This window comes from Actinocorallia sp. A-T 12471 (assembly GCF_033875155.1).
Taxonomy (GTDB): domain Bacteria; phylum Actinomycetota; class Actinomycetes; order Streptosporangiales; family Streptosporangiaceae; genus Actinocorallia.
Genome location: NZ_JAWZTE010000004.1, coordinates 281,153 through 295,671, shown reverse-complemented (window position 1 = coordinate 295,671; position 14,519 = coordinate 281,153). Strand labels below are relative to the sequence as shown.

Genomic DNA, 14,519 nt, shown 5'->3' with positions numbered 1-14,519 from the left:
ATGGACTTCTCCCTCACCGAGGACCAGCGCAGCATCCGCGAGGCTGTCCTCGACTTCTGCGCCGCGCGCTTCCCCGACGACTACTGGCTCGACCTCGACGGCCGCGGCGTCTTCCCGCACGAGTTCCACAGCGCGATGGCCGACGCGGGCTGGCTCGGCGTCGCGATGCCCGAGGACGTCGGCGGCGCGGGCCTCGGCATCACCGAGGCGGCCGTCATGATGCAGGCGGTCGCGGAGTCGGGCGGCGGGATGACGGCGGCGTCGAGCATCCACGGCCCGGTGTTCAGCATGCAGCCCGTCGCGCTGTTCGGCACCGAGGAACAGCGCAAGCGGATGATCCCGCCGGTTTTGTCCGGCGAGCAGAAGATCTGCTTCGCGGTGACCGAGCCCGACGCAGGGCTCGACACGACGAAGCTGCGCACCCGCGCCGAGCGCAGGGACGGCGGTTACCTGGTGAACGGGGAGAAGATCTGGATCTCCGTCGCGCAGGTCGCCGACAAGATGATGCTGCTGGCCCGCACGACCCCGCTTGAGGACGTCAAGCGCAAGACCGAGGGCCTGTCCCTGTTCTTCACCGACCTCGACCGGGCGCGGATCGAGGTGCGCTCGATCCCGAAGATGGGCCGCCACGCCGTCGACTCGAACCTGCTGTTCCTGTCGGACGTGTGGATTCCCGAGGAGGACCGCATCGGCGCGGAGGGCGACGGGTTCAAGATCATCCTGCACGGCCTCAACCCCGAACGGATCTTGCTCGCCGCCGAGGCGATCGGGCTGGGCAGGGCCGCGCTGAACCGGGCCGCGCGTTACGCGCGCGAGCGGATCGTCTTCGACCGGCCGATCGGGATGAACCAGGGTGTCCAGCACCCCCTCGCCAAGTGCTGGGCGCAGCTCGAGGCGGCGAACCTGATGGTGATGAAGGCGGCGACCCTGTTCGATGACGGCGTCGACTGCGGCGTCGAGGCCAACGCGGGCAAGTACCTCGCGGCCGAGGCCGGGTTCGAGGCGTGCCACACCGCGATGCTGACGCTCGGCGGCATGGGCTACGCCCGCGAGTACCACGTCGAGCGGTATCTGCGCGAGGTGCTGATCCCGCGCACCGCGCCGGTCAGCCCGCACATGATCCTCAACTACCTCGCCGAGAAGGTGCTCGGCCTGCCGAAGTCGTACTGAGGGACGGGACGATGCACAGCACTTTCACCGCGCGGTCCTGGCTGTTCGCGCCGGGGGACAGCCCGCGCAAGATGGCCAAGGCCGCCGACGGGCCCGCCGACGCCGTCATCGTCGACCTTGAGGACGCGGTCGCCGAGGAGGGCAAGGCCGCCGCGCGCGAGGGCGTCGCGGGGTTCCTCGCCTCGCGCGCGCCGGAGGAGCGGCACCGGCTGTGGGTGCGGATCAACCCGCTCGACGGCCCGCACGCGCTCGCCGACCTCGCCGCCGTCATGCCCGCCCGGCCCGGCGGCGTTATGCTGCCCAAGGCGCGCGGCCGCCACGACGTCGAGACGCTCGACCACTACATGTCGGCCCTTGAGGTCGCGGCCGGGACCGAACGCGGCACGACGGCCGTCGCCGCGCTGGTCACCGAGACGGCGGGGGCGATGTTCACGACGGGCACGTACGCGGGCGCGCCGCGCCTCGTCGCGATGTCGTGGGGCGCGGAAGACCTCGCCGACGCCGTCGGGGCGAGCGACAACCGCGCCCCCGACGGCGGCTACGGCTTCACCTACGAACTCGCCCGCAGTCTCTGCCTCCTGGGCGCTGCGGCGGCCGGCGTCGCCGCCGTCGACACCATCCACGGCGACTTCCGCGACCTCGACGGCCTGCGCGCGCGGGCCGAGAAGGTGCGCCGCGACGGGTTCGGCGGCATGCTCGCCATCCACCCCGACCAGGTGCCCGTCATCAATGCGGCTTTCACCCCGTCCAAGGAGGAACTGGACGCCGCGCGGGAGATAGTCGAGCTGTTCGCCGCGCACCCCGGCGTGGGGGCGATCGGGCACCGTGGCGCGATGCTGGACCGGCCGCACCTTGCCCGCGCCCGCGCGCTGCTCGCCGCCGGAGGCGAGGCGTGACCGTCCACCGCACGCCCGACGACCTCGACCTGGCCCGGTTCCTCAAGCCGGGCGACCGGATCGTGCTCGGGCAGGCGTGCGGCGAGCCGACCACCCTCGTCGACGCGCTGATCGCGCAGGGCGGGGGGATCGGCGACCTGTCGGCGTTCATCGCGACGAGCTTCTCCGGGCTGCTCACCCCCGAGGCGACCGAGGCGTTCGCGGTGACCAGCATGGGCGCGATCGGGGCGCTGCGCGGCCTGGCGAAGGCGCACCGGCTGGGGATCATCCCGTGCCACGTCAGCCAGGTCGGGCCGATGATCGAGAACGGGACGCTGCCGTGTGACGCGGCGTTCGTCCAGGTCAGCCCGGCCGACGCGGACGGGAACCACAGCCTCGGCCTGGTCAGCGACTATGTTCTCGCGGCTGTCGCGCGGGCCCGCGTGGTCGTCGCGGAGGCGAACGAGCGGGTGCCCCGCACACCCGGCGCGACCCTGCCCGCCGACGCGATCGACTGCGCGGTCCACGTCTCTCGGGAGCCCGTGGAGGTGCCGCCCGCCCCGATCACCCCCGTGGACGAGGCGATCGCCGCGCACGCCGCCGCGTACGTCGAGGACGGCTCGGTGCTCCAGACCGGGGTGGGCGCGGTGCCGGACGCGCTGCTGCGGCTGCTGCGCGACCGCCGTGACCTGGGCGTCCACTCCGGCATGCTCGGCGACGGCCTCGTCGACCTCGTGGAGGCCGGGGTCGTCACCAACGCGCGCAAGAAGATCGACAGAGGCGTCTCCATCAACGGGGCGCTCATCGGCACCCGCCGCCTCTACGACTTCGCCCACCGCAATCCCGCGCTGCGCATGTGCCCGACCTCCTACACCCACGATCCCGCGGTGCTCGCGCGGGTGGAGCGGCTGGTGACGGTCAACTCGGCGCTCGAGGTCGACCTCACCGGCCAGGTCAACGCCGAGCAGTCGGGCCCGTCGTATGTCGGCGGCACCGGCGGCCAGGTCGACTTCGTCCGCGCGGGCGCGCGCTCCCCGGGCGGCCACGCCCTCATGGTCCTGCCGTCCACCGCCAAGAACGGCACGGTCAGCCGCATCACGCCCGCGTTGTCCGGGCCCGTCACCACCGCCCGCACCGACGTCGACGTCGTCATCACCGAGTACGGCTCCGCCGAGCTCAGGGGCCGCTCCCTGCCCGAGCGGGCCCGCCTGCTCACCGCGATCGCCCACCCCGCCTTCCGCGACATGCTCGAAGAGGCGGCCCGCACCCTCCGCAAGCGCGGCTTCTGACCGGGCGCTCTAACCTGGGTCTCCTGTGATCGTCTACGCCGAGGGCCGCCCACGGGCGGCCTTCGAGCGCGCTTGAGGGGACCGACCCATGGCAGGGCATTACGTCGTCAGGAACGTCGCGCGTCCGGACGCAGAGACCGTCGCGGGGCTGCGCGCGGCGGGCGTCGCGACGGTCCACGAGGCGCTCGGCGGCGGGCTCGTCTCGCCCGAGGTCGGCGCGCGCCAGGAGGGCGCGGCTATCGCGGGCGCTGCGGTGACCGTAGTGTGCCGTCCCGGCGACAACCTGATGATCCACGCGGCGGTCGAGCTGTGCCGGGAGGGCGACGTCCTGGTCGCCACGACCACGTCGCCGTCGACCGTCGCGGTGCTCGGCGAGCTGCTCGCGACGTCACTGCGCGCCAGGGGCGTCGTCGGCGTCGTGACGGACGCGGGCGTCCGCGACATCGCCGAGCTGCGCGCGATGGGCTTCCCGGTGTGGGCGCGCGCGGTGAGCGCACAGGGCCCGGTCAAGACGAGCCCGGGTTCGGTGAACGTGCCGGTCGTCTGCGGCGGCCGGCTCGTGCGCGCGGGCGACGTGATCGTGGCCGACGACGACGGCGTCGTGTGCGTCCCCCGGTCCACCGCTCCCGAAGTGCTGGCGACGGCCCGTAAGCGGCTCGCAGCCGAGCAGGCCAAGCGCGCGCGCTTCGAGAACGGCGAACTCGGCCTCGACATGTACGGCCTGCGCGGCCTCATCGACGGTCTCGGCGTCCAGTACGTGGACGACCTCCCCGAGCGCTGAGCCGTCAGCCGGACGGGAGGTGGGGGAGGAGCTCCGCCTCCGGCTGGACGCCGAACGAGCGCAGCGCCATGGCGAGCAGCGCATAGGCCCCGACGGTGAAGACGACGTCCATGACGCCCCGGTCGTCAAAGGAATCCGCGAGCGCGGTCCAGGTCTCGGTGGAGACCTCCCCCCGGGTGAGGAGGTCGTCGGCGGCGGCGAGCAGCGCCACGTCCCCGACGGCCCAGCCGGGCCCGGGGCCGTCGGGGATGCGGGCGATCTCCTCGGGGGTGAGGCCCGCGCGGACGCCGAGGATCGTGTGCTGCGCCCACTCGTACGGGCACGCGCTCAGATGGGCGACGCGCAGGATCAGCAGTTCGCGCTGCCGCGCGCTGAGCGCCGACCCGTTCAGCAGATGCCCGTTGAACACCAGGTATGCCTTGGCGAGGGCAGGGTGGCGGGCGAAGACGCCGAGGAGGTTCGAGCCCGACTGGTGGCCCTCGGCCGACCCGCCGCCCCTGACCGCCGACTGGAACCCCTCGACGAACTCCGTCATCTCCGCCGACCACTCGGCCCTGGGCACGGGCGGCAGCCGGACGCCGTCGCTCATGTGTTGCGGCCCCCGTTCACGCCGATGACCTGCCCGGTGACATACGACGCGTCCTCGCTCACGAGGTACGCGCACGCGGCCGCGACGTCCTCGGGCCGCCCGACCCGGCCGACCGGGGTCCGCCCGATCTGCTGGTCGAGGTCAACGAACCCGCGCGCGACGGTGTCGCGCAGCATCGGGGAGTCAACGAACCCGGGCGGCACGGTGTTGACCGTGATCCCGTGCTTGGCGAACTCCAGCGCGAGCACCTTCGTCAGCCCGACCACGCCCGATTTCGCCGCCACATACCCGGCCATCGCCGCAGCGCCGCCATGCACGCTTGACGACGAGATCGTGACGATCCGCCCCCATCCCTCGGCGACCATGCCGGGAAGGACGGCCTGGCAGCAGTCGAACGTGCCGGTGAGGTTGACCGCGAGCAGCCGCCGCCACTCCTCGCCCGACACCTCAAGCGTCGGCTGGACGGCGGCCCGGCCCGCGCTGGTCACCAGGATCGTCGGACGGCCCAGCCGCGCCTCGGTCTCGGCCACGGCGGCGTCGATCGCGGCACGATCGGTGACGTCCACGGCGATCCCGAACGCGGTACCGCCGTCCTTCTCGATCGCCGTCGCGGTCTCGGCGGCGGCGTCACCGTCGAGGTCGAACAGGGCGACCCGTGTCCCGTCGGCGGCAAGCCGACGGGCGACCGCAGCGCCGATCCCCGAAGCGCCGCCCGTGACGATCGCGGTACGGCCGCTCATACGATCGCCTCGTCGCCGACGAGCGTCGTGCGGTGCATGCGGCGCGGCTCGGTCCTGTCGAACGCGCACGCCCGGTGGACGAGGCCGCGGTTGTCCCAGATCACCATGTCGCCCACGCTCCAGGAGTGCCGCAGGATACGGTCCGGCGCGGTCGCCCGCGCCTGGAGGTCGGCCAGCAGCGCCCTGCCCTCGGCGACGTCCATCCCGACGATGTGCGACGCGGTCGCGCCGAACACCACGGACCTGCGGCCCGTGCGGTGCTCCCACACCAGCGGGTGCTCGCGCACGGTCCGCGACGCCCACTCCGCGATCTGCGCGGGCGTCGGGTCGGCGTAGGTGAGCCGCTGGATCGCCTCGAAGGTGTGCACCACCCGCAGGTTGGCGTACTGCGCCTTCTCCGCGTCGGTGAGCATGTCGTAGGCCGCGTAGGTGCTCGCGAACTCCGTCTCACCGCCGACGCTTGCGGTCACCCGCGCGCTGAGGATAGATGCCTTGGCCGGGACGTCGTCAAGTGCGCCGTCGATGTGCCAGTAGTCGTTGCTGGCGAAGTACTCGACGTTGGGGTTGCCCGGGTCGAAGCTGATCTCCATGACGTCCGGATTGGCGTACTTCGGGAACTGGACGAGGTCGCCCAGCCTCCGGCAGAACGCCACCTGCGCGGCGTCGTCCACGTGCAGGGCGCGGAACAGCAGCACCCCGTGCTCCTCGAGCGCGTCCATGCACGCGCCCGGCAGGTCGTCGTCGTGCAGCAGCCGGTCGAGGTCGACGTCGAGGACCTCCGCGCCGACGTGCTCGCTCAGTCTCCGCGTGGCGATCGCGGGCATCGTTCTTCCTTTCTGCGGGCTCTGCGGGGGCCTCAGGAGGCCGCGTCGTCCGGCGCGTAGCCGAGGATTCCCTTGACCTCCAGGTACTCCTGGAAGCCGTAGTCGCCCCACTCGCGCCCGTTGCCGCTCTTCTTGTAGCCGCCGAACGGGCAGCCGAAGTCGAACCCGTCGTTGATGTTGACCCAGCCCGCGCGGATGCGGCGGGCCAGGGAGCGTGCGGTGTCCAGGTCCTCGCCCGCGACGTAGGCGGCGAGGCCGTACTCGGTGTCGTTGGCGATCTCGACGGCGTGGTCGAGGTCGGCGTAACCGAGGATGACCAGGACGGGACCGAAGATCTCCTCGCGGGCGACGGTCATGTCGGGGGTGACGTCGGCGAAGACCGTCGGCTTCACGTAGTAGCCGCGGTCAAGCCCTTCGGGACGGCCCGGGCCGCCCGCCACGAGCGTCGCGCCCTCGTCAACGCCCTTCTGGATGAGCGCCTGGACGTGCTCGAACTGCGAGGCCGAGACGACGGGCCCGATCGTGAACTCGCCGAGCGGGTCGCCCACGGTGACCTGCGCGGCGGTCTCCTTCGCGATCTCGATCGCCTCGGCCATCCGCGCGGCGGGCACCAGCATCCGGGCCGGCGCGCTGCACGTCTGGCCCGAGTTGCCCATCATCGCGCCGACCCCGCCCGCGACGTTCGCGGCGAACGAGGCGTCGTCAAGGACGATGTTCGGGCCCTTGCCGCCCAGCTCCTGCGTCACCCGCTTGACGGTCGGGGCGGCGTTCCGCGCGATCTCGACGCCCGCGCGGGTCGAGCCGGTGAACGAGATCATGTCCACGTCCGGGTGGGCCGACAGCGGCACGCCGACGCTCGGCCCGTCGCCCTGCACGAGGTTGAACACCCCGGCCGGGACGCCCGCCGCATCAAGGATCTCGGCGAAGATGTGCGCGGTGAACGGTGAGCGCTCCGACGGCTTCAGCACCACGGTGTTGCCGGTCGCCAGGGCAGGGAACAGCTTCACCGCGATCTGGTTCATCGGCCAGTTCCACGGGGTGATGAGCCCGCACACCCCGATCGGCTCCCGGACGACGAGGGTCGGGCCGCGCCGCTCCTCGAAGGAGAACCCTTCGAGGAGTTCGATCGCCTTCACCAGGTGGCCCGCCGCGAGGTCGACCTGGAAGCCGTTGGCGAGGCCCTTCGGCGCGCCCATCTCCTCGGTGAGCGCGGCCCCGAGGTCGGGGGCGCGCTTGGTGTAGCCGTCGAGGACGCGCTGGAGCAGCGCCACCCGCTCGGCCACGGAAGTCGCCGACCAGGCGGGGAACGCGGCGCGCGCGGCGGCGACGGCACGGTCGACGTCGACCGCGTTGCCCGCCGCGACCCTGCCCGCCACCTCCTCGGTCGCCGGGTTGACCACGTCGAACGCGGTGTCCCCGGCCGGGTCGACCCACTGCCCGCCTATGTAGAACTTCAGGTACTCACGCATGGTCTGTCCTTTTTCCGGGGTGGGGAGTCACTGGGTGCCCTCGGCGTACCAGGTGCGGAACTCGTCGTAGCTGGGCATCTCCTCGGAGTTCGCCTTCGGGTCGACCGCGACGTGGATGACCGCGGTCTTGCCCGAGGCGTAAGCGCGCTTGATGGCGGGCGCGATGTCCTCGTCACGCTCGACGTACTCGCCGTAGCAGCCGAACCCCTCGGCGACCTTGTCGAGCCGGGTCTCGGTGCTCCAGTGCGTGCCGGTCTCCAGCGAGCCGGGGCCGAACGTGCGCTTGTAGACGCCGACCTCTAGGCCCCACGCGTAGTCGACGGCGACGACGCACACCAGCGGAAGGTTGAGCCGGGCAGCGGTCTCCAGTTCGGCGATGTGGAACTGGAAGGAGGAGTCGCCGGTGATGAGCATCATCGGCCGCGTGCCCCCGGCGGCGACCCCGGCCCCGACGGCGTAGGGCAGGCCGGTGCCGAGGTGGCCGAAGTTCTGGTTCCACATGACGTCGTGCGGCTTGGCCTGGGAGTACGTCCAGCCGAAGATCGTGGTCGCGCCGCCGTCGCGGACCATGATCCCGTCGGCGGGGAACACCTTGGTCGCCTCGACGATCAGCCGGGCCGGGTGGACCGGCGACATCCCGGACGGCGCAGTCGCGGCGAGTTCGGCGAGGCGCTCGGCATCCTCACGAATCCAGCGGTCGAGGTCGGGCGACGGCTCGCGCGGCGTGTCCTTCAACGCCGCGGAAAGCTGCGGCACGATCGCGCGCAGGTCGCCGACCAGCGGCACGTCGATCGGCCGGTTGACGCCGATCGCCTCCGGGTCCTGCTCGATGAGCACCCACGACCTCGCGGCCTCCCCGGCGACCCAGTGCCGTCCCCGTCCGTAATGGACGGGCTCGCCAAGTTCGGTCCCGATCGCCAGACAGAGGTCGGAGCTGACGACCGCCTCGATCGCCGAAGGCGAGAACCCGTAAGGGAACGTCCTGTCTTCCAGGCCCTTGATGTAGGAGGTGCCGCCGGACGTCTGGATGACCGGACACGCCATCAGGTCGGCCAGTTCCTTGACCGACGCGCCCGCCCGCGTGGTGTGCACGCCGTGTCCGGCAAGGATGATCGGCCGCTGGGCCTCCCGGATGAGCCGCGCGGCCTCGTCAATCCGGTCCTGCCCGGCGGTCTGCCCGACGAGCCGGTACCGCGACGGCGGCAGCGCGTCGGGCACGTCGAGCTCTTCGAGGATGACGTGCGACGGGTACTCGATGTAGACCGGCCCAGGCGTCCCGGTGAGGGCCTTGCGCAGGCCCTCGCGGATGACCTCGTCGGTCTGGTCGGCGTACTCGATGCTCGCGCAGTACTTCACCGACGGCTCGAACAGCTCGGCCTGCTTGACGAACTGGATGCGGCCGCGCCGCACCCGCTGCTCGGTGATGCGCGCCCGCTGCCCGCCCAGGAAGATCACCGGGGAGTTCTCGACCTTCGCGCACATCATCGCCCCGGCGAGGTTGGCCACGCCGGGCCCGAGCGTGCCGATGCAGACCGCGGGCCCGCCCGTCATCCGGGACACCGCCTCGGCCATGAACCCGGCCGACTCCTCGTGGTGCGGCGCGACGACGTTCCAGCCCCGCTCCTCGGCGAGATGGAACATGTGCACGAAGTTAGGATCGGGAATCCCGAAGATCGTGTTCACGCCCTCGGCCTCCAGCAGCTGGAGGATGCGTTCGTAGACCTTGACCGTCATGTCGTCCCCTGCTCTCCCGCGCTGCCTGGCGCGGCCATCGCGAAGCTGTTGCGGATGTGGTCGACGTGCGCCGACGGGACCACCGGCAGGACCCACGGCTCAGCCGGGTCGCGGATCGCGGCGAGCTCGGCCGCGACGTCCTCGACGGTCCAGGACGGCCGGTGCACGCCGGGCGTCTCGGCGACGAAGGCGCGCGCGACGCGGCCGGCGATCGACACGAGCAGCTCGCCGGTGATCGAGCAGGTCTCGTGCGCGAGCCAGCCGACGACCGGCGCGACGAGCTCGGGCCCCATCGGCGGGTAGGCGGAGGTGTCGATGCCCTCGGCCATCCTGGTGACCGCGCCCGGCACGATCACGTTGCACGTCACGCCCTCGGCCGCGCCTTCCAGCGCGACGACGTTGGACAGGCCGATGATCCCGGCCTTGGCCATCCCGTAGTTGGCCACCTTGTGGTTGCCGTACAGGCCGCCGATGGACGACGTCAGCACGATCCGCCCGTACCCGGCCTCGGCCATCAGCGGGAACGCGGGCCGCACGACATGGAACGCGCCGCGCAGATGGACGTCGAGGACCGCGTCGAAGTCCGCGTAGGACATCTCCTTCAGCGACCCGGGACGGACGATTCCGGCGTTGTGCACCAGGACGTCGATCCGCCCGTAGTGCTTGACGGCGGTCTCGACGATCTCCCGGCCGCCCTCGGCCGTGGCGACCGACGCGGTGCTCGCGACCGCCTCGCCGCCCGCCTCGGTGATCTCCCCGACGACCTCGTGCGCGGGCCCGTCGTCGGACCCCTCGCCGGACAGCGCGCCGCCCGGGTCGTTGACGACGACCTTCGCGCCGCGCGCGGCGAGCAGCAGCGCGTACTGGCGGCCGAGCCCGCGCCCCGCGCCGGTGACGACCGCGACCCGGCCGTCGAACCGCAGGTCAGGCATCCGTGCCCCCGCCCAGCGCGAGTCCTTCGAGGTCGCCCTTGCCGCGCCACGCCTCGAGCAGGTCTTCCAGCGCGTAGAAGCCCGGCCAGTACGGCTCGCCGAGGTGCGAGCGGATCTTGGTCTCGCCCTCGTTGTTGTAGTAGCCGGGCGTGCATTCGCGCTGGAACGTCGTGTTGTCCACGGCGGTCTCCCGGATGGTGCTGACCCAGGCGTCCTGTGCCTCCTGGGTCGGCTCCACGGTGGTCGCGCCGCGCGCGAGGGTCTCGCCGACGATGTGGGCGATGTGCCGCGCCTGCTGCTCGAACATCGCGGTCGTGCTCGCGGTGACGCCGCCCTGGAGGAAGCCGGTGAAGAACTGGTTCGGGAAGCCGTGGCTCATCACCCCGTGCAGGGTGCGGTAGCCGTCGGCCCAGTGGTCGTAGAGGGACAGGCCATCGCGTCCGGCGAACGGCTGGATGCCGAGCCGGCGGTCGAGGTCGGTGGTGATCTCGAAGCCGCTGGCGAAGATGACGCAGTCGACCTCGTGCTCGACGCCGCCCGCGACGACGCCCTTGGCGGTGATCCGCTCGACGCCCTGGCTCGCCGACACGTCGACCAGCGTCACGTTCGCCCGGTTGAACGTCGGCAGGTACTGGTCGCTGAAGCACGGCCGCTTGCACAGGAACCGGTAGTACGGCTTCAGCGCCTCGGCCGTCGCGGGGTCGTCCACGAGCACGTCGATCCGGTCGCGCAGGCGCTGCATCGCCTTGTAGTCCTCGATCTCGCGCAGCTCCATGAACTTCGCAGGGTCGGCGAGCGCGGCCCAGCCGTTCGTCGCGTCGAGGTGCGCGGCGAGGTTGCGGCTCACCTCGGTCCAGCCGTCGCAGACGAGGTCGGGCTGGCCGGGCGCGAACGCCTCGAACGCGGCGGCGTGGAAGTTGCGGCGGATCTCCTCCTGCCAGCCGGGCTTCAGCGTCTTCACCCACTCGGGGTCGGTGGGGACGTTGCCGCGCTCGTCTATGTAGGAAGGGGTCCGCTGGAAGACGTACAGGTGCTCGGCCGAGCGGGCGATGTGCGGGATCACCTGGACGCCGCTCGCGCCGGTGCCGATGACCGCGACCTTCTTGCCCGCGAGCCCGTCGAGTCCGCCCCGGCTGTCGCCGCCGGTGTAGGCGTAGTCCCACCGTGCGGTGTGGAAGGTGTGGCCCTGGAAGTCGGCGATGCCGGGGATGCCGGGCAGCTTCGGCTTGTTGAACGGGCCCTGGCACATCACCACGAACCGCGCGCTGATCGCGTCGCCCCGGTTGGTGCCGATCCGCCACCGCTCGGTCGCCGCGTCCCATTCGAGGGACTTCACCAGCGTCTGGAACAGGGCGTTCTCGTACAGGTCGAAGTGCCTGCCGATGCGCTGGCAGTGCTCGAAGACCTCGTCGCCGTGCGGGTACTTCTCCCTGGGGATGTAGCCGACCTCTTCGAGCAGCGGCAGGTAGCACGCCGCGTCGTTGTCGACCTGGATGCCGGGGTAGCGGTTCCAGTACCAGACGCCGCCGAAGTCGCCGCCCAGCTCGATGATCCGCAGCGAGGACACCCCGGCCTGCTTGATCCTCGCTCCGGCGATCAGCCCGGCGAAGCCGCCGCCGAGCACCGCGACGTCGATCTCCTCGACCACGGGCGGGCGCGGCGTCACCGGCGTGTAGGGGTCGGCCTCGTAGAAGTCCTCGAACTCGCCCTCGGCCGTGACGTACTGGGCCTGGCCTTCTGGCCGCAGCCGCTTGTCCCGCTCGGCGAGGTATCTGGCTCTGAGCGCGTCGCGGTCGATCTCGGGGGTCACCGTGGGTGCGCAGTTCTGCATGGGGGTCCTCGGGCTAGGGCGTCAAAGGGGATGGGGCTGCCTCAGTCAAGGTCGCGCGGGCGCAGCGGACGCGGCGCGCCCTCGCCCATGTACCTGGCGAGGTTGTGGTGCAGGTTGGCCACCGCGCGCTCGCGGTACGGGTTGGGCTTCGGGCCGGTGAACCCGCGCGCCTTCATGCCGCGCTGGACGGCCGCCATGTTGGAGAAGTCCTGCGGCAGGACGGTCCGCCAGTCCGGATGGTCCTGCGGGGTGTACACCCACTCGGTCTGCGGCTCCTCGCCCGGCGCGTACAGCTGGTAGACCGCGACCTCGAAGATGCACTTGTCGGGGTCGTAGCCGTAGGGCCGGGCGCTGTAGCAGAGCATGTTGTTCTGGCCGTGGCCGATCTGGAAGTTCGGGAAGATCTGCCAGGCCGTCCCGCTCGCGGCGACCGCCTCGGGGTCGACGGTCGGCCAGACGACGCCGCGCTCGGCGTCCTCGCGCCGCGCGGTCTCCAGCCAGTACTTGGCGACCTGGTCGGGCGGGGTGCCCTCGGGCAGCTCGGCCGACAGCCGGTTGGCCACCTCCACCAGCGTCTCGGTGGTGTTGGTGTTGGCGTTCTCCCAGATGAAGTTCTGCATCTCCGCGGTCGAGACGCGCGCGTCGACGCCGCCGCCGATGCGCAGCTTGCCCTGGTTCTCCTCAAGGCCCTTGGGGGCCTCGAAGCCGATGTTGCTGTGCCTGCCCTGCACCCGCGACCAGCCGAGGAAGCTGCCGGACGGGATGAACTCCGGGTGGGTGTAGGGCACGTGGTAGGTCTCGTTGAACGCCTCGAGCGCGACCTTCCAGTTGCAGTCGAACACCAGCCAGCGCCGCCACCGGTAGCGGAAGCGCTCGAGCTCGAACGACTTCAGCAGCGCGGGCGCGGGCTCCAGGTACTGAAGGAGCGGTTCGGCGTCGGGGTCGAGGTTGATCCAGATCCAGCCGCCCCAGGTGTCGACCTTCACCGCGCCCAGCTTGATCGAGCTGTCGGTCAGCGCGCCCTGCCAGTCCTCGCGCTCGGGCACCCGCGTGCACGTGCCTTCCAGGTCGTAGCGCCAGCCGTGGAATCCGCACACGAACTGACGGCCCCTGCCGCGTCCGTCGTGCGCGCCGGGCGGGGTGTCCACGAGACGGCGGCCCCGGTGCGAGCAGACGTTGTAGTGAGCGCGGATCTCGTCCGGCGCGGTGCGCACGATGATGACGGAGTCGTCGAGGATGTCGTAGGTGAGGAAGTCGCCGACCTCGGGCAGCTCCTCGACCCGGCCGACCTGCTGCCACACCTTCGCCCACAGCCTGTCGCGCTCGGCCCGCGCCCACTCCTGGGAGATATAGGCGTCGACGCCGATGGTGAGCGGCCGCGTCAGGTCCTCGGCCGCCTCGTTCCCTGCGGTTTCGCTCATGACTTCCTCCAGCTCAGAAGCGGGTGATCTCGGCGCGGAACGCCTCGTCCTTGAGGAACAGCGAGGTGTTGTCGGCGGCCAGCCACGTCCACTTCAGGTTCAGGCCGCCGTCCACGAGGAGGGTCTGGCCGGTGATGTAGGACGACAGGTCCGACAGCAGGAAGAGGATCGCGCCGGCCTGTTCCTCGGGCCTGCCGCGCCTGCCCATCGCGATCGCGCGCGCGTCGCGCTCGGGGTCGGCCTCGACGTAGGTGAGCGACGCCGGGGTCGCGGTGACGCCGGGGGCGACGGCGTTCACCCTGATCTCGTCGGCCGCGAGCTCGACCGCCATGGTCCTGGTCGCCGCGACGAGCGCCGCCTTGGCCGTGCCGTAGCCGATGTGGAAGGGCGCGGTGTTCATGCCGCTGATCGAGGAGACCGAGACGATCGAGCCGCGCCGGCCGTGCGTCTTCAGCTCGGCCGCGACGGCCTGGCTCATGAAGAACATCGTCTCCAGGTTCTGGCTGAACAGCGCGCGCCACGACTCACGGGTGACCCGGGTGGCCGGCCGCCAGTCCGACGGCGCCGCGCCGCCCGCCACGTTGACCAGGCCGTACAGCTCGCCGTCAGCCGCGCGGGCGGCGTTCATGGCTGTCGCGATGCCCTCGTCGGTGGCGGCGTCGGCGGCGACCGGGACGACCTTCAGGCCCTCCTTGGCCAGCGGCGCGACATGGGTGTCGAGGTTGTCCTGGGAGCGGCTGACCGCGATGACCGTCGCGCCGGCCTGGGCGACCATCCGGGTGACCGTGGTGCCGATGCCGCCGCCGCCCGCGCCGGACACGATGACGACGCGGCCCGCCATGCCGAGGAAGTCGTGGGTCATCG

13 protein-coding genes are annotated in these 14,519 nt (G+C 71.6%); 4 read left to right on the top strand and 9 right to left on the bottom strand.

Going from position 1 to position 14,519, the window contains the following annotated elements:
* The 4 genes from R9X44_RS13685 to R9X44_RS13670 all read left to right on the top strand — a co-directional run bounded on the left by R9X44_RS13685 (position 1) and on the right by R9X44_RS13670 (position 4,115).
* A complete protein-coding gene (locus R9X44_RS13685; RefSeq protein WP_319814490.1) occupies positions 1-1,170 on the top strand; it encodes an acyl-CoA dehydrogenase family protein in 1,170 nt (389 codons plus the stop codon).
* A gap of 11 nt (positions 1,171-1,181) precedes the next feature.
* The gene (locus tag R9X44_RS13680) at positions 1,182-2,066 is read left to right on the top strand and encodes a CoA ester lyase (protein ID WP_319814489.1); all 885 of its coding nucleotides are present in this window, start codon (positions 1,182-1,184) and stop codon (positions 2,064-2,066) included.
* Positions 2,063-3,334 carry an acetyl-CoA hydrolase/transferase family protein gene (locus R9X44_RS13675; RefSeq protein ID WP_319814488.1) on the top strand — a complete coding sequence of 424 codons (1,272 nt, stop codon included), beginning with the start codon at positions 2,063-2,065 and terminating at the stop codon, positions 3,332-3,334. Before R9X44_RS13680 ends, R9X44_RS13675 begins: the two co-directional genes overlap by 4 nt.
* A gap of 88 nt (positions 3,335-3,422) precedes the next feature.
* On the top strand, positions 3,423-4,115 hold the full coding sequence (locus tag R9X44_RS13670) for a 4-carboxy-4-hydroxy-2-oxoadipate aldolase/oxaloacetate decarboxylase (RefSeq protein ID WP_319814487.1): 693 nt from the start codon (positions 3,423-3,425) through the stop codon (positions 4,113-4,115).
* 4 nt (positions 4,116-4,119) lie between these two features.
* Here the strand turns inward: R9X44_RS13670 and R9X44_RS13665 are convergent, their stop codons facing one another.
* The 9 genes from R9X44_RS13665 to R9X44_RS13625 are packed head-to-tail and all read right to left on the bottom strand — an operon-like array spanning position 4,120 to position 14,517.
* A complete protein-coding gene (locus R9X44_RS13665; protein WP_319814486.1) occupies positions 4,120-4,704 on the bottom strand; it encodes a carboxymuconolactone decarboxylase family protein in 585 nt (194 codons plus the stop codon).
* On the bottom strand, positions 4,701-5,444 hold the full coding sequence (locus R9X44_RS13660; protein WP_319814485.1) for an SDR family NAD(P)-dependent oxidoreductase: 744 nt from the start codon (positions 5,442-5,444) through the stop codon (positions 4,701-4,703). The genes R9X44_RS13665 and R9X44_RS13660 overlap by 4 nt, the downstream gene beginning before the upstream one ends.
* Positions 5,441-6,268, bottom strand: coding sequence for a TauD/TfdA family dioxygenase (locus R9X44_RS13655; RefSeq protein WP_319814484.1), 828 nt, complete (start codon positions 6,266-6,268; stop codon positions 5,441-5,443). Before R9X44_RS13655 ends, R9X44_RS13660 begins: the two co-directional genes overlap by 4 nt.
* Positions 6,269-6,300: 32 nt before the next feature.
* Positions 6,301-7,737: an aldehyde dehydrogenase family protein gene (locus R9X44_RS13650; protein WP_319814483.1), complete on the bottom strand. Its 1,437-nt coding sequence runs from the start codon at positions 7,735-7,737 to the stop codon at positions 6,301-6,303.
* Between the two features lie 27 nt (positions 7,738-7,764).
* Complete coding sequence (locus R9X44_RS13645; protein WP_319814482.1) at positions 7,765-9,471, bottom strand: thiamine pyrophosphate-binding protein; 1,707 nt, start codon at positions 9,469-9,471, stop codon at positions 7,765-7,767.
* Entirely contained in the window at positions 9,468-10,403 is a 936-nt protein-coding gene (locus tag R9X44_RS13640) for an SDR family NAD(P)-dependent oxidoreductase (protein WP_319814481.1), read from the bottom strand. The genes R9X44_RS13645 and R9X44_RS13640 overlap by 4 nt, the downstream gene beginning before the upstream one ends.
* Entirely contained in the window at positions 10,396-12,234 is a 1,839-nt protein-coding gene (locus R9X44_RS13635) for an NAD(P)/FAD-dependent oxidoreductase (RefSeq protein WP_319814480.1), read from the bottom strand. The genes R9X44_RS13640 and R9X44_RS13635 overlap by 8 nt, the downstream gene beginning before the upstream one ends.
* Before the next feature lie 41 nt (positions 12,235-12,275).
* On the bottom strand, positions 12,276-13,655 hold the full coding sequence (locus R9X44_RS13630; protein WP_319814479.1) for an aromatic ring-hydroxylating dioxygenase subunit alpha: 1,380 nt from the start codon (positions 13,653-13,655) through the stop codon (positions 12,276-12,278).
* Positions 13,656-13,668: 13 nt separating this feature from the next.
* Positions 13,669-14,517, bottom strand: coding sequence for an SDR family NAD(P)-dependent oxidoreductase (locus R9X44_RS13625; RefSeq protein WP_319814837.1), 849 nt, complete (start codon positions 14,515-14,517; stop codon positions 13,669-13,671).
* Positions 14,518-14,519: the final 2 nt, after the last annotated feature.